This is a genomic window from Polaromonas sp. P1_F4 (assembly GCF_056405675.1).
Genome location: NZ_JBFUBP010000007.1, coordinates 223,693 through 248,269 on the forward strand (window position 1 = coordinate 223,693; position 24,577 = coordinate 248,269).

Genomic DNA, 24,577 nt, shown 5'->3' on the forward strand with positions numbered 1-24,577 from the left:
CGGATATCTATTGGGCGTAATTGAGCGCCAGGTCGAAGGCATCGAAATTGCGAAAACGCCGGTTGCGGTTCAGGCCCGGCAAGTCCCGGTTCACGATCAGCGGCACACGCTGCTCGCTCATGCCGCCGTGGGACCGCAAAGGCACTTCGAGCGCAGAAAGATCGTGGCGCGAGGCCGATGTGCCGATCACAGTGAAGCGCTCGGACACCGCCACAATGTCGCCGATCCGGTCGGCCGGGAGTTCGAAGCGCTCGGCGGCCTGTTCACGCGAAAGCACCAGCTCCATGCCCTTGAGCCCCGCCAGCCGTTTGCGGGCGGCCTCGATGTTTGTGCCCTCGGGCAGGTAGACCGTGGCGAAGGATCCCAGCGCGCCGTGATGCACCACATAGGGGTCGGTGATCGGAAGGATCACACGCGCAACGCCCGCGCCCAGCCAGTTGTCAAACCAGTCCTGCAGGTAAATCACGTCGGGCGTGCCGTCCATGGCGACCTTGGCGTTCATGCCGTGGTCGGCCGTGAGCACGATCACGCAACCCAGGTCGTCGAGCTGCTGCATGTAGCCGTCCATCATGCGATAGAAGGAATTGGCGCCTTCGGTGCCGGGCGCGTGCTTGTGCTGCACATAGTCGGTGGTCGACAGGTACATCACATCGGGCTTGTATTTCTGCATGATCTTCACGCCGGCAGCAAACACGAACTCCGACAGGTCCGCGCTGTAGACGCTGGGTAGCGGCTGGCCGACCAGGCCCAGCACGTCTTCAATGCCGTTTTCTTCCAGCGTGACCTGGTCGGCCTTCTCGGACGAAAAGCAGATCCCTTTCATCTTGTGGCCCAGCAGCTTGCGCAATTTGTCTTTGGCTGTGACCACCGCCAGGGACTTGCCCGCGTCCGCAAGGGCTGCCAGCAGGGTGGGCGCACGCAGCCACTTGGGGTCATTCATCATGACCTCGGTGTCGGTGGCGGTATCGAACAGGTAGTTGCCGCAGATGCCGTGCACGCTGGGCGGCGCGCCCGTCACGATGGACAGGTTATTGGGGTTGGTAAAGCTGGGTACCACGCAATCACCCGTCAGGCCAGAACCCAGCGCCAGGGTGCGCTTGAGCCACGGCATGTGGCCGGTGGCCACGGCCTGCGCCAGGTAGTCAGGCTCGCAGCCGTCAACGCACACCACCACGACGGGCTGGGTCGGCAGCCTGTATGCCCGGCCATTGACTTTCACTTCGGTCTTTTTATCAGCGACTGCCACGTTGGAGCCTTCCCTTGTCCATGTTTTTTTCCGAGCCTTTTGCGATGTCGTCATCGATCAGGTGCGACGCCCTGGCCTGTGCCGAACGGGTAGCCGGGCTGGCCTGCAGGCGCGCCTGTCGCCGCAGGTCGTTTTCAATCGTGCGCTCTTTGCTCTCGATCACGTGGTCGTACATGGCCCGGCCTGCGACGTCCGCGTCACCGGAGGCGATGGCCTTGACGATCTGCCGGTGTTCGTTGGCCGAGATCGGCATGAGCCAGCCGTCGGCCAGGTTCAGGCGCCGGAACAGCGACAGCTCCTTGATGAGCTTGCGATAGATGGCCGTGAGCTTGCTGTTGCCTGCCATTTCCACCAGCCGGTCGTGGAATTTCAGGTTAAGCAGGTGGTAGTTGTAGGCGTCTTCTGCCTTGACGGCCTTTTCCATCGAGTCGACGAGACTCCGGATCTCCTTGAGCTGGGCCGGCGTGATGTTCCTGGCGAGCTGGCGGCCGACGAGTTCATCCATCGCGGCGCGCAGGTCGAAAATCTCGACGGCTTCCTCGATGGGAATGTCACGCACAAAGACGCCGCGATTTTTTTCGTTGCGCACCAGGCCAGCTTCCTCCAGCATCCGGAAGGCTTCACGCACCGGCCCGCGGGAGACGCCCATCTTTTCAGCCAGCGCTGCCTCAATGAGTTTGCTGCCCGGTTCGTATTCGCCAACAAGAATGGCGCGCTCGATTTCCTGCTGCACCACCGTGGTGAGGGAACTGGTCTGCAACAGCGCGATAGTGGGATGAAACACGGCATTCATGCCCTGCATTGAAGCACAAAACCGAAGATTGTCAACAATCTGCAAAAAACAATTGACAAGATAAAAGGGGCAGCGTTAAATAAATATTGAGCTGGGTTGATATGACCTGAACACAGGTTGGTCATCGCAGTGTCACTGCCCCGACACGAACAGGTCACAACATTGCAGGTTTTCCACAAAGGACTTTTTATGCAGCTGGCTACCCATCTCAAATCCCTGCCAAAGGCGATCGCTCTTATCGGCTTTTTCGGCTTGCTCACCGCCACCACCGGCGCATTCGCCCAGAAAACCCAGCTGCTGGTCTACACCGCGCTGGAAACAGACCAGATCAAGGCCTATCAAGAGGGCTTCAACAAGGTCTACCCCGATATCGAAATCAAGTGGGTCCGCGACTCGACCGGTGTGATCACCGCCAAGCTGCTCGCCGAAAAATCCAATCCCCAGGCCGACACCATCATGGGTGTGGCTGCCTCCAGCCTGGCCCTGCTCGACAAGCAGGGCATGCTCGAACCCTACGCGCCGATCAACCTTGACGGCATCATGAGCCAGTACCGTGACAAGAAGAAAGTTCCCGCCTGGTTCGGCATGGACGTGTGGGGTGCCACCGTGTGCTTCAACACCGTCGAAGCCAAGAAGAAAAACATCCCTACACCCGAGACCTGGCAGGACCTGACCAAACCCATCTACAAGGGTCAGATCGTCATGCCCAACCCCGCCTCCAGCGGCACCGGCTACTTCGACGTGACCGCCTGGCTCACGCTCTTTGGCGACAAGGACGGCAAGGGCGGCGGCTGGAAGTACATGGACGCGCTGCACGAAAACATCGCGCAGTACACCCATTCGGGTTCCAAGCCCTGCAACATGGCCGCCTCCGGAGAATTTCTGGCGGGCATTTCGTTTGAATACCGCGGCAACACCAACAAGGCCAAGGGTGCGCCGATTGATCTGGTGTTCCCCAAGGAAGGCCTCGGCTGGGATCTGGAAGCCTTTGCCATCCACAAGGGCACCAAGAAGCTGGATGCCGCCAAGAAACTGGCTGACTGGGCTTCGAGCAAGGACGCCATGATGCTGTACGGCAAGAACTTCGCGATCACCGCGCAGCCTGGACTGGCACCGCCGCTGGCCAATGTGCCGAAGGACTATGAGGCCCGCCTCGTCAAGATGGATTTCAGCTGGGCAGCAGACAACCGCGAGCGCATTTTGAACGAGTGGACGAAGCGCTATAACTCCAAAACAGAGAAGAAGTAGCCCCCTGTAGCCGGCCTGTCGGCCGCCTCTCCCCCTCAGGGGGACAGCCGCTGTGGCCCGGCGGAGCCGGTTCCACGCCGCTGCTTGCCTTTGCGCCGGCGCCGACCGTTCAGGTAATACATGTATGGCTCACGAATGAACAACGACACCTTTCTGAACCTGCGCCATATCCGCAAGGAATTCGGTGCCTTCACCGCGCTGCAAGACATCAACCTGGACATCCGCAAGGGCGAGTTCGTTTGTTTTCTGGGGCCTTCGGGTTGCGGCAAGACGACGTTGTTGCGCATCATTGCCGGGCTGGAGGTGCAGACCTCGGGTGAAGTACACCAGGGCGGGCGCGACATCTCGCGGCTGCCGCCGGCGCTGCGCGACTACGGCATCGTGTTCCAGAGTTACGCGCTCTTTCCCAACCTCAGTGTGGCCGACAACGTGGCCTATGGACTCGTCAATCGCAAGACGCCCAAGGCCGAGGCTGCCCAACGGGTGACTGAACTGGTCAGGCTGGTGGGCTTGCCGGGCAGCGAGGCGAAATATCCCAGCCAGCTCTCGGGCGGTCAGCAGCAGCGCATCGCGCTGGCGCGCGCACTGGCCACCTCGCCAGGCTTGCTGCTGCTCGATGAGCCGCTATCGGCACTCGATGCACTGGAGCGCGTACGCCTGCGCCAGGAAATCCGCGCGCTGCAACAAAAACTGGGCGTGACCACCATCATGGTGACGCACGACCAGGAGGAGGCTTTAAGCGTCGCCGACCGCATTGTGGTGATGAACCACGGCCTGATCGAACAAGTGGGAACACCGATGGAAATTTACCGCGAGCCGGCTTCGCCGTTCGTGGCGGACTTTGTCGGCAAGGTCAATGTCATGCCGGCGCAGGTCAGCGGCGGCCAGATGAGGTTCGGCGCCTTGTGCCTGCCTTGCGACGGCACCGACCGCGAGGTCAAGGTTTACCTGCGCCCTGAAGATGTGCTGGCCCGGCCCATTGCAGCGGATGACGCCCATGTGTTCGACGCCACCATCGAAAAAATCGAATTCCTCGGCTCCTTCTGCCACGTTCACGTGGCCTCTCCTGCACTGGGCACCCACAAGCTCACGGTTTACCTCTCGCTCAATTTCCTGTCGGAGCAATCCTTGCAGGTCGGCTCGACCCTTCCCCTCAAATTGCTGCCAGAGCGCATCAAGGTGTTCTGATGCCCGTCTATACACCTCCTGCTTTGCCCCTGGTGCGGCAGCGTGTGCACTGGATTGACCACCTGGCCTATGCTGCCCTTGCGCTGGCAGCTATTATTTTGATAGCGTTTCTGGCGGCCCCGTTGCTGGCCATCCTGCAGCAGGCCGTGCAGGACAAGGCCGGGGATTTCATCTGGCTTGACAATTTCATCGAGTACGCCAAAACGCCGGCACTGCTCGAAAGCCTGTGGAACAGCCTCTGGATTTCAGGCGCCGTCACCCTGATTGCGGTACCCCTGGCGTTTGGTTTTGCCTATGCGCTGACCCGTTCGTGCATGCAATACAAGGCGCTGTTTCGCGGCATCACGCTGGTTCCCCTGCTGGCCCCCTCCCTCCTGTCGGCCATTTCGCTGATTTACTGGTTTGGCAACCAGGGGGTGCTCAAAGGCTGGATGCAGGGTATCGGCATCGACCAGATTTATGGTGCGCCCGGCATTGTGGTGGCCGAATGTTTTGCGGTGTTTCCGCATGCGCTGATGATTCTGGTCACCGCGCTCAGCCTGTCCGACGCTCGGCTGTACGAGGCGGCTAATGCCATGGGCACCAGCGCCAGGCGCAAGTTCTTCACCATCACGCTGCCCGGTGCCAAGTACGGCCTTATTTCCGCGGCGCTCGTCACCTTCACGCTGGTCATGACGGACTTCGGCATTCCCAAGGTGATAGGCGGCAACTTCAATGTGCTGGCCACCGACGTCTTCAAGCTGGTGATCGGCCAGCAGGATTTCGCCAAGGGCGCAGTGGTCGCTATCTTGCTGCTGGCGCCCGCCGTCCTGACATTCGCGGTAGACAGCTACGTCAGCAAGCGCCAGACCGCGATGCTGACGGCGCGTGCCGTGCCCTACCGGCCCACGCCTTCGCGCGGCTACGACCGGGTCATGACGCTGTATTGCTGCGCCATCGCCTTCCTGGTGCTGGCCATGCTGGGCATGGCGGTGTTCGCATCCTTCGCCAGCTTCTGGCCCTACAACCTCACGCCCAGCCTGCGCCACTACACCATGGGCCTGATCGACGCGGAAGTCGGCGTCGGTTTTCTCAACAGCCTGAAGATGGCGGCGGGCACGGCCTTCTTCGGCACCGCTCTGGTGTTTTGCAGCGCCTACCTGCTCGAAAAAACCAAAGGCATGGACGGCCTGCGCGGCTTTGTGCGCATGCTGGCCATGTTGCCCATGGCCGTGCCCGGCCTGGTGCTGGGACTGGGCTACATCTTCTTTTTCAATGCGCCCGGCAATCCGCTGAACGGCCTGTACCACACGCTGACCCTGCTTACGCTGTGCACCATCGTGCACTTCTACACCACCGGCCACCTGACGGCCGTAACCGCACTCAAGAGCCTTGATGGCGAATTTGAAGCCGTGAGCGCCTCGCTCAAGGTACCCTTCTTCAAGACCTTCTGGCGCGTCACCCTGCCCATCTGCACGCCGGCGCTGGTCGACATCGCGCGCTACTTCTTCATCAACGCCATGACCACCATCTCCGCCGTGGTGTTTCTCTATTCGCCCGAAACCAAAGTTGCGTCGATCGCCATCCTGAACCTGGATGAAGCCGGCGAAATGGGCGCAGCCGCAGCCATGGCCGTCCTGATCGGTATGGCATCAACGATTGCAACCCTGCTTTTCATGGCCCTGGCCTGGTGGGTCAACCGCCGTACGCAAGCGTGGCGAACCAGCTCGCGCTAGGAGCTTCATGACAGCCCAGCGCAACATCCGCATGCTCACGCGTTACACCGCATGGGCCAACGACCGCCTGTTCGGCGCATTAAAGCAGCTTCCTGCAGGTGAGCTCCTGGCGCCACGCGCAACCGGCTTTGGCAACATGCTTCGTACGCTGAACCACGCCTATGTGGTGGATCTCATCTGGCAGGCGCACCTGCAGGGGCGGCCGCATGGCTTCAGCTCCCGCAACACAGAGGCCACTCCCACACTGGAAGCGCTGTGCGCAGCTCAGGGGCAAATCGACACCTGGTACATCGAATACGCGGACACCCTGAGCGCCGGGGCACTCGACGAAATCGTGCATTTCACGTTCATCGATGGCGACGCGAGTGCCATGACACGGGGAGACATGCTGCTGCATGTTGTCAACCACAAGACCTACCACCGGGGCTACGTAGCCGACATGATCTACCAGGTTCCGGCGCGCCCCCCAGGCATGGACCTGCCCGTATTCCTGCAGGGATACCCGGCCCGACTGAATTGAATCGCCCGCAACGAAGACCACAGGCATAACAAATGGACAGAGACAAAATCCTCCTCACCCCCGGGCCGCTGACCACCACCCTGCGCACCAAGCTCGCGATGCTGAAAGACTGGGGCTCCTGGGACAGCGATTTCAACGCCGTCACGGCGAGTGTGCGCAAAAGCCTGCTGGCCGTCATCCACGGGCAGGATTCGCATGTCGTCGTTCCGCTTCAGGGAAGCGGTACTTTCAGCGTGGAAGCGGCAGTGGCCACCGTGGTGCCGCGGGACGGCCACGTGCTGGTGATGGACAACGGCGCCTACTGCAAACGCGCGGCCAGGCTCACCACGCTGATGGGACGGCGCTGCACCATCATGCCCTTCGACGAAGCGGCACAGGTCTCTCCCGCCGCACTGGACGCCATGCTGGAAGCCGACACCAGCATCACCCACGTCATGCTGATCCACTGCGAGACAGGCGCGGGCGTGCTCAACCCGCTGAAGGAAGTGGCCGACGTCTGCAAAACCCATGGCAAGGGCCTGTTGGTGGACGCCATGAGCTCCTTCGCCGCGATAGAAATCGATGCGCGCAAGGTGCATTTCGACGCACTGGTGGCGGCCAGCGGAAAATGCCTTGAAGGTGTGCCCGGCATGGGTTTTGTCTTCATCCGCAAGGCCGTACTGGACGGCTGTGCCGGTCGCAGCCAGTCGCTGGCCATGGACCTGCACGACCAGTACGCCTACATGGAAAAAACCACGCAGTGGCGCTTCACGCCGCCCACCCATGTGGTGGTGGCGCTGGCCGAGGCGATTGCGCAATTCGAGGAAGAAGGCGGCCAGCCCGCGCGCCTGGCGCGCTACGAAAGCAACTACCGCACGCTGATTGCGGGCATGGCAAAACTCGGTTTCAAGCCCTTCCTGGACCCGGCCATCCAGGCGCCCATCATCGTGACCTTCCACGCACCGGCCGACAGCCGCTACGACTTCAAGAAGTTCTATGCCGCTGCACGAGATCGCGGTTTTGTCCTATATCCCGGCAAGCTCACGCAGGTGGAAACTTTCCGGGTGGGCTGCATCGGTGCAATCGGCCCGAATGAGATCGAGCAAGCCGTACTGGCGGTGGCGGGTGCCCTGCAGGACATGGGCATCAGCTCCGCCGCACCGGCAACCCACGCGCACGGAGCGTAGGCCCTGAGAACGTCTCTTTACAAGCATGAGCCGTGGAACCGGCTTTGCCAGGCCGCAGGCGCAGCGCCCCCTCGGGGGGCAGCGAACCACACGAAGTGGGGAGCGTGGGGGCCTAGTGACTTCGGCGAAACGCTTCGGAAGGAAGTTCGCCAAACATTTGCTGGTAGTCGTGCGCGAAATGACCAAAATGCCAAAACCCCAGGTGCGTTGCAGCCGCCGTCACAGACGTAGCGGTCTTCAATGCCTGCCTGGCCGCGTTCAAGCGCACGGCGCGCAGATAAGCCAATGGGCTGATGCCCAGCGCTGTCTGGAAGCCGTTTTGCAAGGTCCGCCGGCTCACGCCGAGTTGCTCGCACAGCGCCAGCACCGTGGGCGGCTGATCGAGCTGCGCGTGCACCAGTTCGCGGGCACGTCGCGTCAGCGTCCAATGCCCATGAGTGCCGACAGCGTCCGCGCTACCCGCGGGCGCAAGAACGCGGCCGAGCTGCTCCACCACGCTGTCGAGCATCGCAGCCTGCACGGCGGGCGACTGCAGCAGCGCAGGGGCCGCCTCCACCGTATCCAGCACACCGGTGAGGCACTGCCTGAGCCCCGCCTGCGCCGCGCCATCCAGCCGGCGCAACCCTGCCTGCGCACCGAGCCGGGCCTGCAGCGCCGGGTCATGCTCGCCGCAGCGGCGCCAGGCCGCTTCGTCAAGCTCCAGCCCCAGCATCACATGACGCCGGGAAGAGCGGAACTCAAAACCCGACGCCCCCGAAAACACATGCAATGCACCTGCGTCGCTGGGCGCGCCGCAAAAAACGCTGGGGCCTTCGACCTGGAGCGGCAGCCCCAAGGCCAGGGCACCATCGCGTATCCGTCCGGTCTGGTACACCGACTCCCGCAGGCTTTCCACAAAGAGGCGAAGGCCCGCGAATTCCAGCTGGCGCACCTCGCCGCCAAAGGCGCCGCGAGACAGCTGGAGGTAGCTCTGGTTCCAGCCCGTAAGTGCCGCCGCCTGCTCGTCTGCGTCGGCGAACGACGCGCGGGACAGCAGGGCTGGCTGGAGAGTGTCAGGCGTGTGGACCATGGCCGCATTCTTGCAGGATTCGTGCCGTGTGCAAGCAACGCTTTGAAACACTTCGACTTACTCGCCATCTCCTTAAGCTCAATCTCGCTGCGTTACTTGCCGAAATGGGATTTCAGCGCACCTACGCTCGCCCTACGATGCAAGACAGCCCCACCGGGCCCTCAACCTTGCAACCTATAGGGAGCCACCATGTCAGAACGTTCCAGCGTGCAATACGCGAAAGTCGACGGCAGCTATTTTGAAAAGAGGGGGCTGCGCCGCTATGCCGGCGTCTGGTCGCTCTGGGCACTCGGCGTTGGCGCCGTGATCTCCGGCCACTTCGCCGGCTGGAACCTGGGTCTGGCCAACGGCTGGGGCAGCATGTTGCTGGCCACCATCATCATCTCCGTGATGTATCTTGGCCTGACCTTTTCGCTGGCCGAGATGTCACCCGCATTGCCCCACACTGGTGGCGCGTACTCTTTCGCACGCACCGCCATGGGGCCCTGGGGCGGCTTCCTGACGGGGCTGGCCGAAAACGTGGAATACGTGCTGACACCGGCTGTCATCGTGTTCTTCATCGGCAGTTACATGGGCAGCATTTTCGGCACACCACCGGCCTGGCAGCCTTTGTGGTGGATAGGTTTTTACATCGTCTTCATCGGGCTGAACATCATCGGCGTCGAGCTGTCGTTCAAGATCACACTGGCCGTCACGCTGCTGGCGCTGGCCTGCCTGGTGGCGTTCTGGATCAGCGCCTTTCCCAAGATCGACTTCGCACGCTGGGCCATGAATGTCGGCGCCGGCGGCGCCGTGCTGCCCGAGGGCCGCGGCCCCTTCCTGCCGCTGGGCTTCGCCGGCGTGCTGGCGTCGCTGCCATTTGCGGTGTGGCTGTTCCTGGCAATCGAGCAGCTACCGCTGGCGGCTGAAGAGTCGGTGGACCCGCGCCGTGACATGCCGCGCGGCATCATTGCCGGCATCTTCACGCTCATCCTCTCGGCCTTCATGATCCTCTGGCTCAACCCCTCGGTCGCGGGCATAGGCTCGCATGCGCTGAGCACCTCGGGTGAGCCGCTGCTCGACGGCTTCAAGGCAATTTACGGCAACGGCATCGCCAAGATACTGGCGCTGGTGGCCGTGCTGGGCCTGGTGGCGAGTTTTCACACCATCATCTTTGCCAAGGGCCGGCAGATCTATTCGCTAAGCCGCGCCGGGTACTTTCCTTCGGCACTGTCCGTCACGCACGGCAGCCGCAAGACTCCGCACATCGCCATGATCGTCGGCTCGGTGGTGGCGCTGGTGGTCATGTTTGTGCTGTGGTTTTCGCTGGGCGTTGACAAAGGCTCGGCCGTCATCGGCGGCACCTTGCTCAACATGGCGGTGTTCGGCGCCATGTTTTCCTACGTCATGCAGGCGCTGTCGTTCATCCGCCTGCGCAGCAAGCTGCCGAACATGGAGCGCCCCTACCGCAGCCCGCTGGGTGTGGCAGGCGCGGTGCTGACCCTGCTCATCGCGCTGGTCACCATCTACTTCCAACTCAGCGATCCCATCTACCGCGTCGGCGTGCTCTGGGTTGCCCTGTGGTTTGCCATCGGTATCAGCTACTTCGCAGTAATGGGCCGGCACCGGCTGATCCTCTCGCCGGAAGAAGAATTTGCGATTGGCCTGGCCGAAAAAGGCCGGGCAAGCGCCCACCCCTAAACCACAAGGTGCCCACGACCATGCCCAAAAAAGCCACCAAATCCTCCGCACCCCATCCAGCCCTGGAGATGCTGCGCAAGTCGGGCGCCAACAAGATGAAGGTTGCCGTCAGCGACATCGACGGCGTGCTGCGCGGCAAGTACCTGCACAAGGACAAGTTCTTCGGCGCGGCCGAGCCCTACCCGGCGGGCGGTTTTGGATTTTGCGACGTGGTGCTGGGCTGGGACATGATGGACAACTGCTACGACAACACGTCCGTCACAGGCTGGCAGCACGGCTTTCCGGATGCGCTGGCACGGCTGGACCTGGCCACCACACGCCACGTGCCTTGGGACAACAACGTGCCCTTTGTGCTGGGTGAATTCGTGAACGCCGACGGTACGCCGCACGCCGTGTGCCCACGCCAGACGCTCAAGCGCGTGCTCAAGCGTGCCGAGAAAATGGGCTTCATGCCCATGACGGGCATGGAGTTCGAATGGTTCAACTTCCTGGAAACGCCGCACAGCTGGGCCGCGAAAAACGGCGTAGGGGCCGAAAAACTCACGCCTGGCATGTTCGGCTATTCGCTGCTGCGCATGAACGAGAACCAGGATTTCTTCAACGCCATCATGGACGAGATGCTGGCCTTCGGCATCCCGATCGAAGGCCTGCACACCGAAACCGGGCCGGGCGTGTATGAAGTAGCTATTGGCTTCAGCGAGGCACTGGAGCAGGCCGACCGCGCCATCCTGTTCAAGACCGGCGCCAAAGAGATCGGCTCGCGTTTTGGCATCATGCCCAGCTTCATGGCCAAGCCCCACCAGCAGCTGCCGGGCTGCAGCGGCCACATCCACCAGAGTTTGTCGGACGGCAAGACCAATCTGTTCTTCGACGCAAAGCACCCGCGCAAGATGAGCAAGCTGTTCGAGAGCTACGTCGCCGGCCAGGTCGCCTGCATGATGGAATTTGGCCCCATGATCTGGCCCACCATCAACAGCTACAAGCGCCTGGTCGACGGCTTCTGGGCGCCTGTGAAGCCGACCTGGGGCATGGACAACCGCACTGCAAGTTTCCGCGTGATCGCGGGCAGCGCCAAAGCCACCCGGCTGGAAACCCGTTGCCCTGGCGCCGACGTGAACCCGTACCTGGCGATGGCGGCCGTCATCGCTGCGGGACTGGACGGCGTCGAAAAAGGCCTCAAGCTGGGCGCGCCGATCACCGGCACCAACCAGGGAGCCGAACACATTGCCCGCGCACCGCGCACCCTGATCGAAACCACACGTATTTTCCAGAAATCGGACATCGCGCGCGACTGGCTGGGCGATACTTTCGTGGATCACTTCGCGGCAACGCGCGAGTGGGAATGGCGCCAATGGCTGGACGCCGTCACCGACTGGGAAATGAAACGCTATTTTGAAATCATCTGACCTCCTGATCCGCAGGCTGACCGTGCCCGACGCCGCCGTTTACCGCGAATTCCGCCTGCGCGGCCTGCGCGAGCACGCGGACGCCTTCACCTCCAGCTTTGAGGAAGAAAACCTGCGCGTGCTGGCCGACACCGAAAAGCGCCTTTCACCCGCCGGCGACACCGTCATGTGGGCCGCCTTTTTGGACGGCGCGATGGCCGGCGTGGCGGGGCTGAACCGGGAGACGCGGCTGAAGAACCGTCACAAGGCCACGCTGGTTGCGATGTACGTCGCGCCCGAATACCAGGGGCATGGCATAGGCCGGGCGCTGGTCGGCAAGGTGCTGGAGGAGGCACGCGCCGGCGGCGTGGAGCTCGTGGTGCTGACGGTCACCGCCGGCAACCGCGAGGCGACGGCACTCTACGAGAAATGCGGGTTTAAATCCTTCGGCATAGAGCCCGACGCGATTCGGGTCAACAATGTCTCTTACGGCAAACAACACATGTACTTCCAGGTCGCACCACTATGAGCATCACCGGTTTTTCCTTCCCCACCACCATCAAGTTCGGCGCAGGCGCGCGCAAGCTCGTCGCCGACACCCTGAAAGAAGCGGGCTGCAAACGCCCGCTCATCGTGACCGACAAAGCGCTGGGCGCCTTGCCCGTTCTGGCCGAATTCAGGACCCACCTGGCCGGCCTGGACGTGGCGGTGTTCTCGGGCGTCTTCGGCAACCCGACCTGCAGCCAGGTCATGGACGGTGCCGCAGCCTACAAGGCGCACAAGGCCGACTGCGTGATTGGATTTGGCGGCGGCGCAGCACTTGACGTCGCCAAGGTGGTCGGTATTGTCGCCACCCATGAAGGCGACATCCTGGAATATGTCTGGGACCATCCGCAGGTACGGCCCATCGTCAATGAGTTGCCTTACTTCGTGGCCCTGCCCACCACCTCGGGCACCGGCTCCGAAGTCGGCCGTTCCAGTGTGGTCAGCGAAAATGACACGCACCTCAAGCGGGTGGTGTTCAGCCCAAAAATTCTGGCGAAAGTGGTGTTTGCCGATCCCGAACTCACGTTGGGCCTGCCGCCCGCCGTCACGGCCGCCACCGGCATGGACGCCCTCACCCATAACATCGAAAGCTACCTCTCGCCGGCCTATCACCCGCTGTGCGACGGCATTGCACTCGAAGGCACGCGCATCGCGGCGCATGCGCTGCTCAAGGCCGTGAAGGAACCTTCCAACCTGCAGGCTCGCAGCGACATGATGATGGCCTCCATGATGGGCGCCATCGCCTTCCAGAAAGACCTGGGCGCCGTGCATTCATGTGCCCACGCGCTGGGCGCTGTCTGCGACTTGCACCACGGCCTGGCCAATGCGCTGATGATCGACACGGTGCTGGCATGGAACTACGAATCGGCGCCCGCCAAATTTGACGAGCTGGCCCACGTATGTGGCGTGGCCGGCGGTGGCAAAGCTTTTGTAGCCTGGCTCAAGCAGCTCAAGGAGAGCGTTGGCATCACCGGCCCGCTGTCGGCCCACGGTGTCAAGCGTGAACACCTGCCGCGCCTGGTCGAGATCGCCACCGCCGACATCTGCCACCAGACGAATCCACGGCCCTGCAAGGCTGAGGACTTCCAGCGATTGTTCGAGGCCGCCTTATGAATGTGGCCCCCACGCTTTTCACTGCGTCTTCGACTTCGTGTAATGCGCTGCCCCCCGAGGGGGCCGCTGCGCCTGCGGCCCGGCAAAGCCGGTTCCGCGGCCCCGGCTTGGGCAGAACAGAACGATCACTTTTGAGAAGGGTACTCGCATGATCGCCGCTAGTCGTCTCAAGATTGGGTTGTCCGCGTGTTTCTCGCATGCCGACCCAACCCGCTCTTTCTTCACCGGCAAGACGCTGCAGTATGTCGAACAGTCGATTGCCCACTGGGTGATGTCTTCCGGCGCCATGGTCGTCATGGTGCCTTGCCCGACGGGCAGCACACAGCGCGGCGACGTGACCTATGAGCACTATGCCCAGTGGCTGGACGGCCTGGTGCTGCACGGCGGCGCCGACGTCTGGCCCGGCAGTTACGGCGAGGAGCCGCTGGAAGAAAAATGGTCGGGCGACCGTGTGCGTGACGAATACGACAAGGCACTGGTAGCCGCGTTTGAAAGAGCCGGCAAACCGGTGTTTGGCGTTTGCCGCGGCCTGCAATTGCTCAATGTTGCATTCGGCGGCACGCTCTACCAGGACATCAATACGCAGGTGCCTGACTCCTTCGTTCACCGCGACGCCGTCACTTACGACCAGAACTTTCACAGCGTGAACATCGTGCAGGGCTCCAGGCTTTCCGCCATGTACCCCGGCGTGGAGCGCGTGCGCGTCAACAGCATCCACCACCAGGGCATCAAGGACTTGTCGCCCGAGTTTGAAGCCGAGGCTTTCAGCGTGGACGACGGCATCGTGGAAGCGATACGCCGCAAGGACAAAACCAAGAGCTATATCGCCGCCACCCAGTGGCATCCCGAATTCCATAAACCCGGCTCCGACACGATTGACGACGCCGCCGTACTCGATGATTTCCTCACCGCCGTAGCGGCGGCCAAAAGCAAAGCCAATAAACATGACCAAACTCGCCATTCATAACCCAGCCACAGGTGAGATGATCACCGAACTGCCTGCGGACGACGCGGCTTCCGTTGCTGCCAAGGCAAAGCAGGCGCGCACCGCGCAGGCTGCGTGGGCCGCCGTGCCGGTGGCCGAGCGCAAGGCCTGCATCACGCGCTTTCGTGCCGGCATCGTTGCAGAGCTCGACACCCTGGCGGCCGTCATGACGCGTGAAACCGGCAAGCCGATCAAGATGTCACGCAATGAACTCAACGGCCTGCTGGGCCGCATTGATTTTTTCCTGGCAGAGCTTGATGCCTCCACGGCCACGCAGACCGTGTTTGCCGATGGCGGCATGACCGAGCAGATCGAGCACACGCCGCTGGGCGTGGTCGCCAATATTTCGGCCTGGAACTACCCCTGGTTTGTCGGCGGCAATGTGTTCATTCCCGCGCTCCTGACAGGCAATGCCGTGCTTTACAAGCCTTCCGAATATGCGGCCATGACGGGCCAGGCCATCGCGCGCCTGCTGCATGCGGCCGGTGTTCCTCAAGACGTGTTTGTGCTGCTGATCGGCGGCGGCGCAGTCGGTGCGGCGCTGATGGAGCAGCCGGTGGACGGCCTCTTTTTCACCGGCTCCTACGCCACCGGTGCAAAGATCGCAAAAGCCATCGGCCCGCGCATGGTCAAGCTCCAGCTTGAGCTGGGCGGCAAGGATCCGACTTACGTGACCGAAGACGCCAACGTGAAGAACGCCGCCGAATCACTGGCCGATGGCGCGATGTACAACACCGGCCAGAGCTGCTGCTCGGTTGAGCGCATCTACGTGCATGAAAAAATTTACGACGCGTTCGTTACCGCCTTTGTGGACACCGTGAAGACTTTCAAGACCGGCGACCCGATGAGCGAAGACACCTACATCGGCGCCATCACCCGCGCGCCGCAGCTGGAGGTTCTGGATGCCCAGGTCGCCGATGCCAAAGCCAAAGGGGCGACCCTGCTGGCAGGTGGCAAGCGCGGCGCTGGACCTGGCACCTGGTATGAACCCACGGTGTTCAGCAACGTCAACCACAGCATGGAGCTGATGCGCGAGGAAAGCTTTGGGCCGGTCATCGGCATCCAGAAGGTATCGGGCGACGCAGAGGCCGTCAAACTCATGAACGACACACGCTACGGCCTGACCGCCGGCGTCTTCACACCCGATGAAAAGCGCGCCCGGGCACTGCTGTCACAGGTCAACGCCGGCAGCGTTTACTGGAACTGCTGCGACCGTGTCAGCCCGCGCCTGCCCTGGAGCGGCTACGGTGATTCGGGTGTGGGCCTGACACTGTCCACCTACGGCATCCAGACCTTCACCCGGCCGAAGGCTTGGCATCTCCGTCAATCCTGAGCATGAAGCTCACCCTCTTCGACCTGGACCACACCGTGCTCAACGGTGACAGCGATGTGCTGTGGTGCGATTTCCTGATCGAGAAGGGTTACCTGGGCAAGACCGAATTCACCGCGCGCAACGCCGACATGGCAGCGCGCTACAAGGCGGGCACCGTGGGCCTGAAGGAGTTTGCCGATTTTTATGTGGGCACCCTGGCTGGGCGCACAGCCCAGGAGTGGGAGCCGATGCGGCAGGAGTTTTTGGCCAAATGGGTCGTGCCGCGCATCACGCCGGCTGCGATCGCACTGGTCGACAAGCACCTGGAAGCCGGTGACCTGGTGGTCATGACGACAGCCACCAACCGCTTCATCACCGAGCTCACGGCCATCTACTTCGACATCGAGCACCTGATTGCCACCGAGCCCGAGATGCAAGGCAGCCGTTTCACCGGCAGCACCACCGGCGTGCTGAACATGCGCGAAGGCAAGGTCGAGCGCCTGCATGCCTGGCTCACCGCACGCGGCCTGCGCTTCAAGGATTGCAAAACAACCGCCTACAGCGATTCCATCAACGACCTGCCGCTGCTGGAAGCCGTGAAACACCCGGTGACTGTGAATGCCGATGCGACGCTGGCAGCGATTGGGACTGAGCGCGGCTGGCCCGCGCTGCAGTTGCACTGAGCAGCCCGACCTGCGCAGCTGAAACAGCCCCGGAGAGGGCTGCATCCGCCTCATTTGAGTATAAAAATGGCCTGCAAGACCATCAGGGCGGGCGCCAGCAGCTATTAAAACAATAGCAACTTCTTCCCATATCTGACGCTTACTCCGCGCTCAGATGCTTGCCCACAATCCCGGCCAGCTCGAACATCGTGACCTGCGGCTTGCCAAACACCGGCAGCAGCTTGGCGTCGGCGTTGATGGCGCGCTTGTTGGCCGCATCCTGCAGGCCTTCGGCCTTGATGTAGTCCCAGAGCTTTTTGATGACCTGGGTGCGTGCCACCGGCTCGGCGCCGATCACCGCGGCCAGTGCGTCGCTGGGCTTGAGGCCAGCCCCCGGCTTGGCGACGCGGGGCGTCTTGGGCTTGGCGGTTTTGGCGGCGGGCGTTTTCTTGGCGGCGACTTTTTTGGCTGCCGGTGCTTTTGCAGTTTTCGCGGCGACGGTTTTGCCGAAAGGCGTCTTCACCGTGCCGGTCTTGGCGGCCGCCGGCTTGCGCGGCGGGAACTTGGACGGCGCAAACTCGAAGTTCACCTTGTCGGCCTCCTTGTCCCAGGCCAGCATGGCCTTGAAAGGGCGGCGCGTGCGCATGGAGACAAACTTGTCGAGCAGATCGGTCTTGCCGGTTTCCAGCAGCTTGTGCATTTGCTCACGCTCAATCGGCTGCTGCAGGATCACCTGGCCGGTCTTGAAGGTGCAGCTGGGCGTCGGTTGCGCCAGCGTGGGCACCGACTTTTCGCAGACGTAGTTTTTGCCAAGCTCGAACACCCGTGCGGCGCAGCGCGGGCAGGGGCCCAGCGACTGCTGGTCGCCAAAGTCGACGATCTCGCCGGTCTCGGCATTCTTGTCGTCGCCGAAGTCGAATTCGAGCTTGTAGTTCTTGGTCTCTTCGTCGAACTTGATCACCATCTCCGCGGTGAAAGGCCATCCGGCCTTGGAACGGAAGCCGTCCAGCGGACCGATCTTCTTGTCGCGCAGGAACTGCTCAACCTCAGCCACTTCAAAGGTGCGGCCCGCCGGCGTTTTGCCGAAGCTGAAACCACAGCCGTCGTCGCCGTTCTTGCCGGTGCAGGTGTAGCGCCGGTAGTTTTCCTTCATGACGCCGCCGCAGTTGGGGCAGGGCGCCGAGAGCGTAGCGTAGTCGCCGGGAATCGTGTCCTTGTCGTAGCCCTTGGCCTTGGCCACCATGCGCTCGGTCATGGTCGCAATTTCTGCCATGAAGGTTTCGCGGCTCAGCTTGCCGTGCTCCATCTGCGCCAGCTTGAATTCCCACTCGCCGGTCAGCTCGGCTTTTGAAAGCTCCTGCACGTCCAGTCCGCGCAGCAGCGTCATGAGCTGGAAGGCCTTGGCCGTCGGGATCAGCTCGCGGCCTTCGCGCAGCATGTATTTTTCGGCAATCAGCCCTTCAATCGTAGCGGCGCGGGTCGCCGGCGTACCGAGGCCTTTTTCCTGCATGGCTTCGCGCAACTCGTCGTCGTCAATCGTCTTGCCGGCGCCTTCCATTGCGCCCAGAAGCGTGGCTTCAGAATAGCGGGCGGGCGGCCGGGTCTTGAGGCCCTTGGCCTCGACCACTTCGGCGCGCACCATTTCGCCCGGCTTGACCGGCACCAGGCTCTGGCCCTTGTCGCCATCCTTGGCGTCGGCCACTTCGTCGGCGGCTTCCTTGCCGTAAATCGCCAGCCAGCCCGGCTTGACCAGCACCTTGCCTTCAGTCTTGAAGCTGTGGCCGACCGACTGCGAAATACGCGTGGTGACCAGGTATTCGGCGCTCGGGAAAAACACCGCCATGAAACGGCGCACCACCAGGTCGTACAGCTTTTGCTCGGCTTCGCTCAGGCCGCTAGGCGCCTGCAGCGTTGGGATGATGGCGAAGTGGTCGCTCACCTTGGCATTGTCGAAAATGCGCTTGCTGGGCTTGATGTAATTGCCCTTGATGGCCGTGGCCGCATGCGGCGCCAGATGCTTCATGCCGCTGCTTTCCAGCATTTCAAAGGTCTTTTTGACCACCGGCAAATAGTCTTCCGGCAGCGCACGCGAGTCGGTACGCGGATAGGTCAGGGCCTTGTGGCGTTCATACAGGCTTTGCGCAATCGACAGCGTCGTCTTGGCCGAAAAACCGAACTTGCCGTTGGCCTCGCGCTGCAAGGAGGTCAAATCAAACAGCAGGCCTGCGGCCTGCGTGGTGGGCTTGCTTTCTTCCGTCACCGTGGCGGACTTGCCGCGCACGGCTTCGGCAATCGCCATGGCTTCGCGCTCGGACCAGACCCGGTCGGCCTTCAGTTCGGCGTCGGGCTCGGTGTTGTCGGCATTGGCGGCGGCTTTTTTCCACTTCGGGTCGAACCACTTGGCGGGGTATTCACCGGCCTCGGCCAGGAAGGTCGCGTGGATTTCCCAATAATCGCGGCTGACAAATTTGCGGATTTTTTCCTCGCGCTCCACCACCACCGACAGCGTCGGCGTCTGCACACGGCCCACGGTGGTCAAAAAGAAACCGCCGTCGCGCGAATTGAAGGCCGTCATGGCGCGCGTGCCGTTGATGCCGACCATCCAATCGGCTTCCGAGCGTGAGCGCGCCGCATCGGCCAGGCCCTGCATCTGCTTTTCGGTGCGCAGGCTCTCAAAGCCGTCGCGGATGGCCGCCGGCGTCATGGACTGCAGCCACAGCCGTTTCACCGGGTGCTTGCTGTTGGCGTATTGCTGGATCAGCCGGAAGATCAGCTCGCCTTCGCGGCCCGCGTCGCAGGCATTGACGAGGGCGCCCACGTCCTTGCGTTTGGTCAGCTTGACGATCGCGTTGAGACGCGTCTTCGTCTTATCCATGGGTTTGAGGTCGAAGTAGGGCGGAATGACAGGCAGGTTGGCAAAGCTCCACTTGCCGCGCTTGACGTCAAACTCTTCCGGCGCCTGGATCTCGACCAGGTGGCCCACGGCCGACGTCACCAGCCACTCGTCGCTTTCAAAGTACTCGTCGTGCTTTTCAAACTTGCCGGCCGTAGGCGTGATCGCCCGCACAATGTCTTGTGCGACCGAGGGTTTTTCTGCAATCACCAGAGTTTTCATAAGTACTTCTTCAAACCTTCTACATCTTCGGGGAACATTTCCCCGCTTTCGGCAAATACGACTTTGCCTTCACGTCCGTTCGCCGCCACCTTGAGCACCACCACCACGGGCAGGCCCACCGGCTTGGGCAGGGATTTGGCAACCTCGGGGGTCAGCATCCCGGCGGGAAAGCTGTAGCCCTTGGTCTTCATATAGGCAGCGGCGGCTGCCGGCTGCTTGTCAATCGACAGGGCCAGCACCTCCAGCCCGTTGGCCTTCTGGGCCCGCCACAAAGCTTCTATATGGGGCGACTGCACCGCACAAAAAGGGCACCAGCTGGCCCACCAGTACACCACAAGCGTCTTTCCACCCACCTCGGCAGGCTTCCAGGCGCTGCCGTCCAGCAGCGTGACGGCCGGCAAAGGCAGGGTGCTGCCGACCTTCGGCAAGGGGCTTTCCCCGCCTTTGGCCCACGCCGGCAGGCCCAGCCCCACCGCGGTCGGCAAGGCAAGGGCAGCAGCGGTCTGCATCAGGTTTCTGCGGTTGAACACGGGGGCTCCTTGGGCGCATCACTACAATAGCGGCTCTCGCGCATGTACGCGCGCGGGTGCGCACGCATGCGCACGCACGCGCACATGCATGAATTAACCATACCAAAAAAATACGTCGTGTCAAAAACCCAGGCTTCCGCAGTCCCCGCATCTCCTTCCAAACCCGCGGCTCCGGCTGCCGACGGGCGCCGTATCCAGACGCGGCGTTCCGGCGTACACGGCAAGGGTGTGTTCGCCGTGCAGGACCTGGCCGAAGGTGAAACGCTGATCGAATACGTCGGCGAAATCATCAACTGGAAAGAGGCGCTGCGCCGTCACCCGCACGACCCGAAGGACCCCAACCACACGTTCTACTTCCACATCGACGAAGAGCATGTGATCGACGCCAAGCACGGCGGCAATTCCTCGCGCTGGATCAACCACAGCTGCAAGCCCAACTGCGAAGCCGACGAAGAAGGCGGCCGCGTTTTCATCAAGGCGCTGCGCAACATCAAGGCCGGCGAAGAACTGTTCTACGACTACGGCCTGATCATCGACGCGCCTTACACCAAGAAGCTGCTGGCCGAATACCCCTGCTGGTGCGGCGCCAAAAACTGCCGCGGCACACTGCTGGCGCCCAAAGACGACGAAGGCAAGAAAAAGAACAAGGACAAAAAGAAGTCCGACAAAAAAGCCGACAAAAAGGCTGAAGCCAAGGCTGACAAGAAGGCTGCCGATAAAAAGGCCGGCAAGAAACCCAAAAAGAAAAAGAAGGACTGAGCAGGCGCTCAACCCGCTTCACAGGCCATGCCGCCGGTGCAACCGGCAGCAACCTTCTCATGAGCACTCCCCTTACATCCCCCATCCGCTGGCCCGCCGAAGCTCTCTGGGAGGCCCTGGCGCCGTCCTTGCCGGGGTTCACGGTGGAAGTCCTGCCCGAGATTGATTCGAGCAACACCGAGCTGATGCGGCGTTTTCGCGGAAGCCCCTCCGGTAGCGGCGGCAGCCCCGGCATCGCCCCCCGGCCCGAGCCCCTGCTGCTGGTGGCCGAACAGCAAACCGCCGGGCGCGGCCGGCTGGGCCGCCAGTGGCAAAGCCGCCGCGGCGACAGCCTCACGTTTTCGCTGGGCCTGCCGCTTGCGCCCGCCGACTGGTCCGGCCTCTCCCTGGTGGCCGGCATCAGCGTGGCCGAAAGCCTCGAGCCGCTCGCCGGCAGCGCCTCCGGCCAGGCCGCCAAACCCCGTATCGGCCTGAAATGGCCCAACGACCTCTGGCTGTCCACCCCCGAAGGCGACCGCAAGCTGGCCGGCATCCTGGTGGAAACCGCCAGCTGGGAAGGCATCCGTTACGTGGTGGTCGGCATCGGCATCAACATCCGCGCGGTGGACATCCCCGTTGCGGCTGCCGCACCCGCCATGCCCGGCATTCCGCCGGGCGGCTTGCAAACGCTGCTGCCGGCGCTGGACGCACCCGCCACCTTGCTGCGCATCGTGCCGCCGCTGGTACAGGCGATGCAGGCGTTTGAACGCTTTGGCTTTGCGCCTTTCCAGGCGCGTTTTGCGGCACGCGACGTTCTGGCAGGCCGGGCCGTGCAGCTGTCCGACGGCCAGAACGGCATGGAAGGCACAGCCCACGGCGTGGGCGAAAACGGCGCGCTGCTGGTGCATACTGCGGCTGGCATGAAACAAATCACCAGCTCCGAAGTCAGCGTACGGCCCGTGGCGGCGCAACCTCCCAAGGATGCGCGCCCATGCTGAGGCTGCTGGTGCTGGCGCTGGTCCTGGCCAACGCAGGCTACTTCGCCTGGACGCAAGGCCTGCTGGCCGACTACGGTTTTGCACCCATCGCCCAGGCCGAACCCCAGCGCCTGGCGCAGCAGATCCGGCCCAAGGCGATGCGCCTTCTGAGCGCCACCGATGCCGGCCAGCTGGAAAGCACCACCACTGCAGCGCCGCCGCCCGCCCCTGAATGCCTGCAGGCCGGCCTTTTCACCCCCGAGCAGACCATCGCCCTGCGCTTCGGACTGGAGGCCGGCCTGCCTATCGGCAGCTGGTCACTCGAGAACAGCTCGGAGCCGGGCCGCTGGATCGTCTACATGGGCAAATACACCAACGAGGACGCGTTGGCCAAAAAACGCAGCGAGCTGCGCGGCATGGGGGTATCGTTTGAGCCCCTCGTCAACTCCTCGCTGGGACCAGGCCTTTCGCTGGGCCATTTCAGTTCCCAGGCCGACGCCGAGCGTGAACTGGCCAAGGTCGCCACACGCGGTGTGCGCACTGCCAAGGTAGTGGAGGAACAGCCTGAAATACGCGGCCAGCTGCTCAGACTCCCGGCCGTTGATGCGCCGCTCATGGCCAAACTGGAGTTGCTCAAGCCGCAGTTGGCGGGCAAGCCCTTACGGGCTTGCTAGATAAGACCCCCACGGTCGCTCACTTCGTGTAGCTCCCTGCCCCCCGAGGGGGCCGCCCGCCTGCGGCCCGGCAAAGCCGGTTCCGCGGCTCATGCTGGCTTAAGAGCTCGCCGCGGTTACACGCTTCATATCCGATCATCCCGAGCCTGTCGAAGGTTCCGTATCCGGTGCGCACCCAGTTGCTATTGATTTAGGAGCTGCTTGCGCCCGTCCCGCTTGGCTCTCGGCACTATTTTCTTGAGAAATACCTGAGCCGCCACACCCAAGCCAGCAGGGGCCGCGGAACCGGCTTTGCCGGGCCGCAGGCGCCGCCCCCTCGAGGGGGGAACAAGCTACACGCAGTGAGCTTGGACAGGGGTGTACCAGTTTCACCGCCCCCTCGAGGGGGAACAAGCTACACGCAGTGAGCCTGGACGGGGGTGATTCTCTACACGGCTTTCCAGTGCCGCAGCGGCACGCAGGTCTGCAGACGCGTCACGGCCTGGTCCATCAGCGCGGGGTGCAGTTCGTGGCCCAGCCTGGCAGCCACGTCCAGGGTGGCGTCGGCGCCCAGTTCCATCAGGTGGTCGAAGTCGCCGCGCGTGCGTGCCAGCGGCACCACGTCGTCGTTTTGCCCGTGCAGCAGGTGCAGGGTGGTGAGTGCGGGCGCTTTCGCCGGCCAGATCTGGTAGCCGCCGCCGAAAGCCAGCAGGCGGCCCGCCAGGCCGTCGTGCGCATCGCTCAGGGCCAGCGCCAGGCTGGCGCCGGCGCCAAAGCCGGCCAGCGCGGTGTCCGACTGCAGGATCTCAAAGCGCCGCTGCTGCGCACGCACAAAGGCCGCCAGAACCTCCACGCGCGCGGCCAGCGCAGCGGCGTCATCTTTGCCCGCCGCGGTAGCGCCCGCCGCATCGGCATGCGGGCCCGAAAGGCCTTCCGGAATCAGCACGGCCGCCTCGGGAAACGCGCCGCCCAGCAGGTTGCCCAGCTCCAGCATGTCGGCGGCCGTGCCGCCCGCGTCGTGCAGCAGCACAAACAGCTGCCGCGGTACGGCGGTGGCCGGAAGCAGTTCAATGGTTTCGGTGTCAATGGGGTTCATGGCAGGGCGTCGTGATAAAAAAACAGGCAAAAGCAGGCGGAAGCAGGCGGGAAGGCGGGGGGGGAAAACGCATCTGGGGCCTCCACGCCGGCTTTCAACATCAGCCGGGCGGCCCCGCGACAACAGCCTCCCGTTCCGGCCGTCCGGACAATTTTGGCCCGAGTCGGCGAGAATCAGCGTTTTTCACGCACCAGAGATCTGGAAAAACACCATGAAAATCGGAAAAAACACCGCCGTTACCCTTAGCTACAAGGTGGCAGACGCCCAGGGCAAGCTGGTTGAGCAAAGCAGCGCCCCCATGGTTTACCTGCACGGCGGCTACGGCAACACCCTGCCCAAGATCGAAGAAGCGCTGGACGGCCAGGAAAAGGGCTTCCAGACCGTGCTGGCGCTGGAGCCGGCGGACGCCTTCGGCCTGCGCGACGAAAGCCTGGTGCGCACCATCCCCCGCACGCAGTTTCCGCCCGGGGTCAAGGTGGGCGGCCAGCTCGAAGGCCGGGGCGACGACGGCCGCGAGCATGTCTTCAACGTCACCAAGATCAAGGGCGACACCGTCCTGCTGGACGGCAACCACCCGCTGGCCGGCAAGGCCCTGCGTTTCACCCTGAAAGTGACCGACGTGCGCGCCGCTTCGGAGGAAGAAATTGCCCACCGCCATGTGCACGGCGAGCACGGCCACCACCATTAATCTGCGCAACGTGACCGTTCGGCGATTAAGCCGTTAGCGTTACGTACCGTTACCGCTCTGGGGGGCCCGCTGAACTACAGTGGGATTGAGCCTACATCCCCCGGAGATGCACGACCACAGCCCCGGCGCAGGATGATGGCTAACTTCATGGA

22 protein-coding genes are annotated in these 24,577 nt (G+C 62.8%); 16 read left to right on the top strand and 6 right to left on the bottom strand.

Annotated features, from left to right (window positions below; translation table 11 throughout):
• Nucleotides 1-7: 7 nt before the first annotated feature.
• Both phnA and AC1DYQ_RS15860 read right to left on the bottom strand, forming a co-directional pair.
• Nucleotides 8-1,246, bottom strand: a complete 1,239-nt coding sequence (gene phnA / locus AC1DYQ_RS15855) for a phosphonoacetate hydrolase (RefSeq protein ID WP_477687558.1) — start codon at nt 1,244-1,246, stop codon at nt 8-10.
• On the bottom strand, nt 1,233-2,039 hold the full coding sequence (locus AC1DYQ_RS15860) for a phosphonate utilization associated transcriptional regulator (protein WP_477687559.1): 807 nt from the start codon (nt 2,037-2,039) through the stop codon (nt 1,233-1,235). Before AC1DYQ_RS15860 ends, phnA begins: the two co-directional genes overlap by 14 nt.
• Nucleotides 2,040-2,228: 189 nt before the next feature.
• Here AC1DYQ_RS15860 and AC1DYQ_RS15865 point away from each other — a divergent pair, with 189 nt between their 5' ends.
• The 5 genes from AC1DYQ_RS15865 to AC1DYQ_RS15885 all read left to right on the top strand — a co-directional run bounded on the left by AC1DYQ_RS15865 (nt 2,229) and on the right by AC1DYQ_RS15885 (nt 7,876).
• Nucleotides 2,229-3,287: a putative 2-aminoethylphosphonate ABC transporter substrate-binding protein gene (locus AC1DYQ_RS15865; protein ID WP_477687560.1), complete on the top strand. Its 1,059-nt coding sequence runs from the start codon at nt 2,229-2,231 to the stop codon at nt 3,285-3,287.
• Between the two features lie 135 nt (nt 3,288-3,422).
• Entirely contained in the window at nt 3,423-4,475 is a 1,053-nt protein-coding gene (locus AC1DYQ_RS15870) for a putative 2-aminoethylphosphonate ABC transporter ATP-binding protein (RefSeq protein ID WP_477687561.1), read from the top strand.
• Nucleotides 4,475-6,190, top strand: coding sequence for a putative 2-aminoethylphosphonate ABC transporter permease subunit (locus tag AC1DYQ_RS15875; RefSeq protein ID WP_457282055.1), 1,716 nt, complete (start codon nt 4,475-4,477; stop codon nt 6,188-6,190). The genes AC1DYQ_RS15870 and AC1DYQ_RS15875 overlap by 1 nt, the downstream gene beginning before the upstream one ends.
• Before the next feature lie 7 nt (nt 6,191-6,197).
• Nucleotides 6,198-6,710, top strand: coding sequence for a DinB family protein (locus AC1DYQ_RS15880; protein ID WP_477687562.1), 513 nt, complete (start codon nt 6,198-6,200; stop codon nt 6,708-6,710).
• A 32-nt stretch (nt 6,711-6,742) separates the two neighbouring features.
• Complete coding sequence (locus AC1DYQ_RS15885) at nt 6,743-7,876, top strand: 2-aminoethylphosphonate--pyruvate transaminase (RefSeq protein ID WP_477687563.1); 1,134 nt, start codon at nt 6,743-6,745, stop codon at nt 7,874-7,876.
• Between the two features lie 112 nt (nt 7,877-7,988).
• On the opposite strand, the gene AC1DYQ_RS15890 is transcribed toward AC1DYQ_RS15885, so the two are convergent.
• The gene (locus AC1DYQ_RS15890) at nt 7,989-8,945 is read right to left on the bottom strand and encodes a helix-turn-helix domain-containing protein (RefSeq protein WP_477667718.1); all 957 of its coding nucleotides are present in this window, start codon (nt 8,943-8,945) and stop codon (nt 7,989-7,991) included.
• 189 nt (nt 8,946-9,134) lie between these two features.
• On the opposite strand from AC1DYQ_RS15890, the gene AC1DYQ_RS15895 reads away from it, so the two are divergent.
• From AC1DYQ_RS15895 to AC1DYQ_RS15925, 7 genes are all read left to right on the top strand, one after another.
• Complete coding sequence (locus AC1DYQ_RS15895) at nt 9,135-10,625, top strand: amino acid permease (protein ID WP_477687564.1); 1,491 nt, start codon at nt 9,135-9,137, stop codon at nt 10,623-10,625.
• Nucleotides 10,626-10,645: 20 nt separating this feature from the next.
• Nucleotides 10,646-12,031, top strand: a complete 1,386-nt coding sequence (locus AC1DYQ_RS15900; RefSeq protein WP_477670574.1) for a glutamine synthetase family protein — start codon at nt 10,646-10,648, stop codon at nt 12,029-12,031.
• Nucleotides 12,018-12,539, top strand: a complete 522-nt coding sequence (locus AC1DYQ_RS15905; RefSeq protein ID WP_477687565.1) for an N-acetyltransferase family protein — start codon at nt 12,018-12,020, stop codon at nt 12,537-12,539. Before AC1DYQ_RS15900 ends, AC1DYQ_RS15905 begins: the two co-directional genes overlap by 14 nt.
• Entirely contained in the window at nt 12,536-13,669 is a 1,134-nt protein-coding gene (locus AC1DYQ_RS15910; RefSeq protein WP_477687566.1) for an iron-containing alcohol dehydrogenase, read from the top strand. The genes AC1DYQ_RS15905 and AC1DYQ_RS15910 overlap by 4 nt, the downstream gene beginning before the upstream one ends.
• A 148-nt stretch (nt 13,670-13,817) precedes the next feature.
• The gene (locus tag AC1DYQ_RS15915; protein WP_477648783.1) at nt 13,818-14,636 is read left to right on the top strand and encodes a gamma-glutamyl-gamma-aminobutyrate hydrolase family protein; all 819 of its coding nucleotides are present in this window, start codon (nt 13,818-13,820) and stop codon (nt 14,634-14,636) included.
• Nucleotides 14,614-15,987 carry an aldehyde dehydrogenase family protein gene (locus AC1DYQ_RS15920; protein ID WP_477687567.1) on the top strand — a complete coding sequence of 458 codons (1,374 nt, stop codon included), beginning with the start codon at nt 14,614-14,616 and terminating at the stop codon, nt 15,985-15,987. The genes AC1DYQ_RS15915 and AC1DYQ_RS15920 overlap by 23 nt, the downstream gene beginning before the upstream one ends.
• Before the next feature lie 2 nt (nt 15,988-15,989).
• A complete protein-coding gene (locus AC1DYQ_RS15925) occupies nt 15,990-16,649 on the top strand; it encodes an HAD family hydrolase (protein WP_477687568.1) in 660 nt (219 codons plus the stop codon).
• 139 nt (nt 16,650-16,788) lie between these two features.
• On the opposite strand, the gene AC1DYQ_RS15930 is transcribed toward AC1DYQ_RS15925, so the two are convergent.
• Nucleotides 16,789-19,743: a DNA topoisomerase III gene (locus AC1DYQ_RS15930; RefSeq protein ID WP_477687569.1), complete on the bottom strand. Its 2,955-nt coding sequence runs from the start codon at nt 19,741-19,743 to the stop codon at nt 16,789-16,791.
• Complete coding sequence (locus AC1DYQ_RS15935) at nt 19,740-20,273, bottom strand: TlpA family protein disulfide reductase (protein ID WP_477687570.1); 534 nt, start codon at nt 20,271-20,273, stop codon at nt 19,740-19,742. The genes AC1DYQ_RS15930 and AC1DYQ_RS15935 overlap by 4 nt, the downstream gene beginning before the upstream one ends.
• An 84-nt stretch (nt 20,274-20,357) precedes the next feature.
• Here AC1DYQ_RS15935 and AC1DYQ_RS15940 point away from each other — a divergent pair, with 84 nt between their 5' ends.
• From AC1DYQ_RS15940 to AC1DYQ_RS15950, 3 genes are read left to right on the top strand one after another with little or no spacing between them, the layout of a single operon-like run.
• Nucleotides 20,358-21,032, top strand: a complete 675-nt coding sequence (locus AC1DYQ_RS15940) for an SET domain-containing protein (RefSeq protein WP_477687571.1) — start codon at nt 20,358-20,360, stop codon at nt 21,030-21,032.
• A gap of 59 nt (nt 21,033-21,091) precedes the next feature.
• Complete coding sequence (locus AC1DYQ_RS15945) at nt 21,092-22,009, top strand: biotin--[acetyl-CoA-carboxylase] ligase (protein WP_477687572.1); 918 nt, start codon at nt 21,092-21,094, stop codon at nt 22,007-22,009.
• Nucleotides 22,003-22,662, top strand: coding sequence for an SPOR domain-containing protein (locus AC1DYQ_RS15950; protein ID WP_477687573.1), 660 nt, complete (start codon nt 22,003-22,005; stop codon nt 22,660-22,662). Before AC1DYQ_RS15945 ends, AC1DYQ_RS15950 begins: the two co-directional genes overlap by 7 nt.
• A gap of 427 nt (nt 22,663-23,089) precedes the next feature.
• Here the strand turns inward: AC1DYQ_RS15950 and ypfH are convergent, their stop codons facing one another.
• Entirely contained in the window at nt 23,090-23,737 is a 648-nt protein-coding gene (gene ypfH, locus AC1DYQ_RS15955; RefSeq protein ID WP_477687574.1) for an esterase, read from the bottom strand.
• 211 nt (nt 23,738-23,948) lie between these two features.
• Here ypfH and AC1DYQ_RS15960 point away from each other — a divergent pair, with 211 nt between their 5' ends.
• Nucleotides 23,949-24,425 carry an FKBP-type peptidyl-prolyl cis-trans isomerase gene (locus tag AC1DYQ_RS15960; RefSeq protein WP_457282038.1) on the top strand — a complete coding sequence of 159 codons (477 nt, stop codon included), beginning with the start codon at nt 23,949-23,951 and terminating at the stop codon, nt 24,423-24,425.
• Nucleotides 24,426-24,577 lie beyond the last annotated feature (152 nt).

Coding starts and splice junctions, on each gene's coding strand:
- AC1DYQ_RS15860 (WP_477687559.1), bottom strand. CDS start 2,039: ATGAATGCCGTGTTTCATCCCACTATCGCGCTGTTGCAGACCAGTTCC.
- AC1DYQ_RS15865 (WP_477687560.1), top strand. CDS start 2,229: ATGCAGCTGGCTACCCATCTCAAATCCCTGCCAAAGGCGATCGCTCTT.
- AC1DYQ_RS15870 (WP_477687561.1), top strand. CDS start 3,423: ATGAACAACGACACCTTTCTGAACCTGCGCCATATCCGCAAGGAATTC.
- AC1DYQ_RS15875 (WP_457282055.1), top strand. CDS start 4,475: ATGCCCGTCTATACACCTCCTGCTTTGCCCCTGGTGCGGCAGCGTGTG.
- AC1DYQ_RS15880 (WP_477687562.1), top strand. CDS start 6,198: ATGACAGCCCAGCGCAACATCCGCATGCTCACGCGTTACACCGCATGG.
- AC1DYQ_RS15885 (WP_477687563.1), top strand. CDS start 6,743: ATGGACAGAGACAAAATCCTCCTCACCCCCGGGCCGCTGACCACCACC.
- AC1DYQ_RS15890 (WP_477667718.1), bottom strand. CDS start 8,945: ATGGTCCACACGCCTGACACTCTCCAGCCAGCCCTGCTGTCCCGCGCG.
- AC1DYQ_RS15895 (WP_477687564.1), top strand. CDS start 9,135: ATGTCAGAACGTTCCAGCGTGCAATACGCGAAAGTCGACGGCAGCTAT.
- AC1DYQ_RS15900 (WP_477670574.1), top strand. CDS start 10,646: ATGCCCAAAAAAGCCACCAAATCCTCCGCACCCCATCCAGCCCTGGAG.
- AC1DYQ_RS15910 (WP_477687566.1), top strand. CDS start 12,536: ATGAGCATCACCGGTTTTTCCTTCCCCACCACCATCAAGTTCGGCGCA.
- AC1DYQ_RS15915 (WP_477648783.1), top strand. CDS start 13,818: ATGATCGCCGCTAGTCGTCTCAAGATTGGGTTGTCCGCGTGTTTCTCG.
- AC1DYQ_RS15920 (WP_477687567.1), top strand. CDS start 14,614: ATGACCAAACTCGCCATTCATAACCCAGCCACAGGTGAGATGATCACC.
- AC1DYQ_RS15925 (WP_477687568.1), top strand. CDS start 15,990: ATGAAGCTCACCCTCTTCGACCTGGACCACACCGTGCTCAACGGTGAC.
- AC1DYQ_RS15930 (WP_477687569.1), bottom strand. CDS start 19,743: ATGAAAACTCTGGTGATTGCAGAAAAACCCTCGGTCGCACAAGACATT.
- AC1DYQ_RS15940 (WP_477687571.1), top strand. CDS start 20,358: ATGCATGAATTAACCATACCAAAAAAATACGTCGTGTCAAAAACCCAG.
- AC1DYQ_RS15945 (WP_477687572.1), top strand. CDS start 21,092: ATGAGCACTCCCCTTACATCCCCCATCCGCTGGCCCGCCGAAGCTCTC.
- AC1DYQ_RS15950 (WP_477687573.1), top strand. CDS start 22,003: ATGCTGAGGCTGCTGGTGCTGGCGCTGGTCCTGGCCAACGCAGGCTAC.
- ypfH (WP_477687574.1), bottom strand. CDS start 23,737: ATGAACCCCATTGACACCGAAACCATTGAACTGCTTCCGGCCACCGCC.
- AC1DYQ_RS15960 (WP_457282038.1), top strand. CDS start 23,949: ATGAAAATCGGAAAAAACACCGCCGTTACCCTTAGCTACAAGGTGGCA.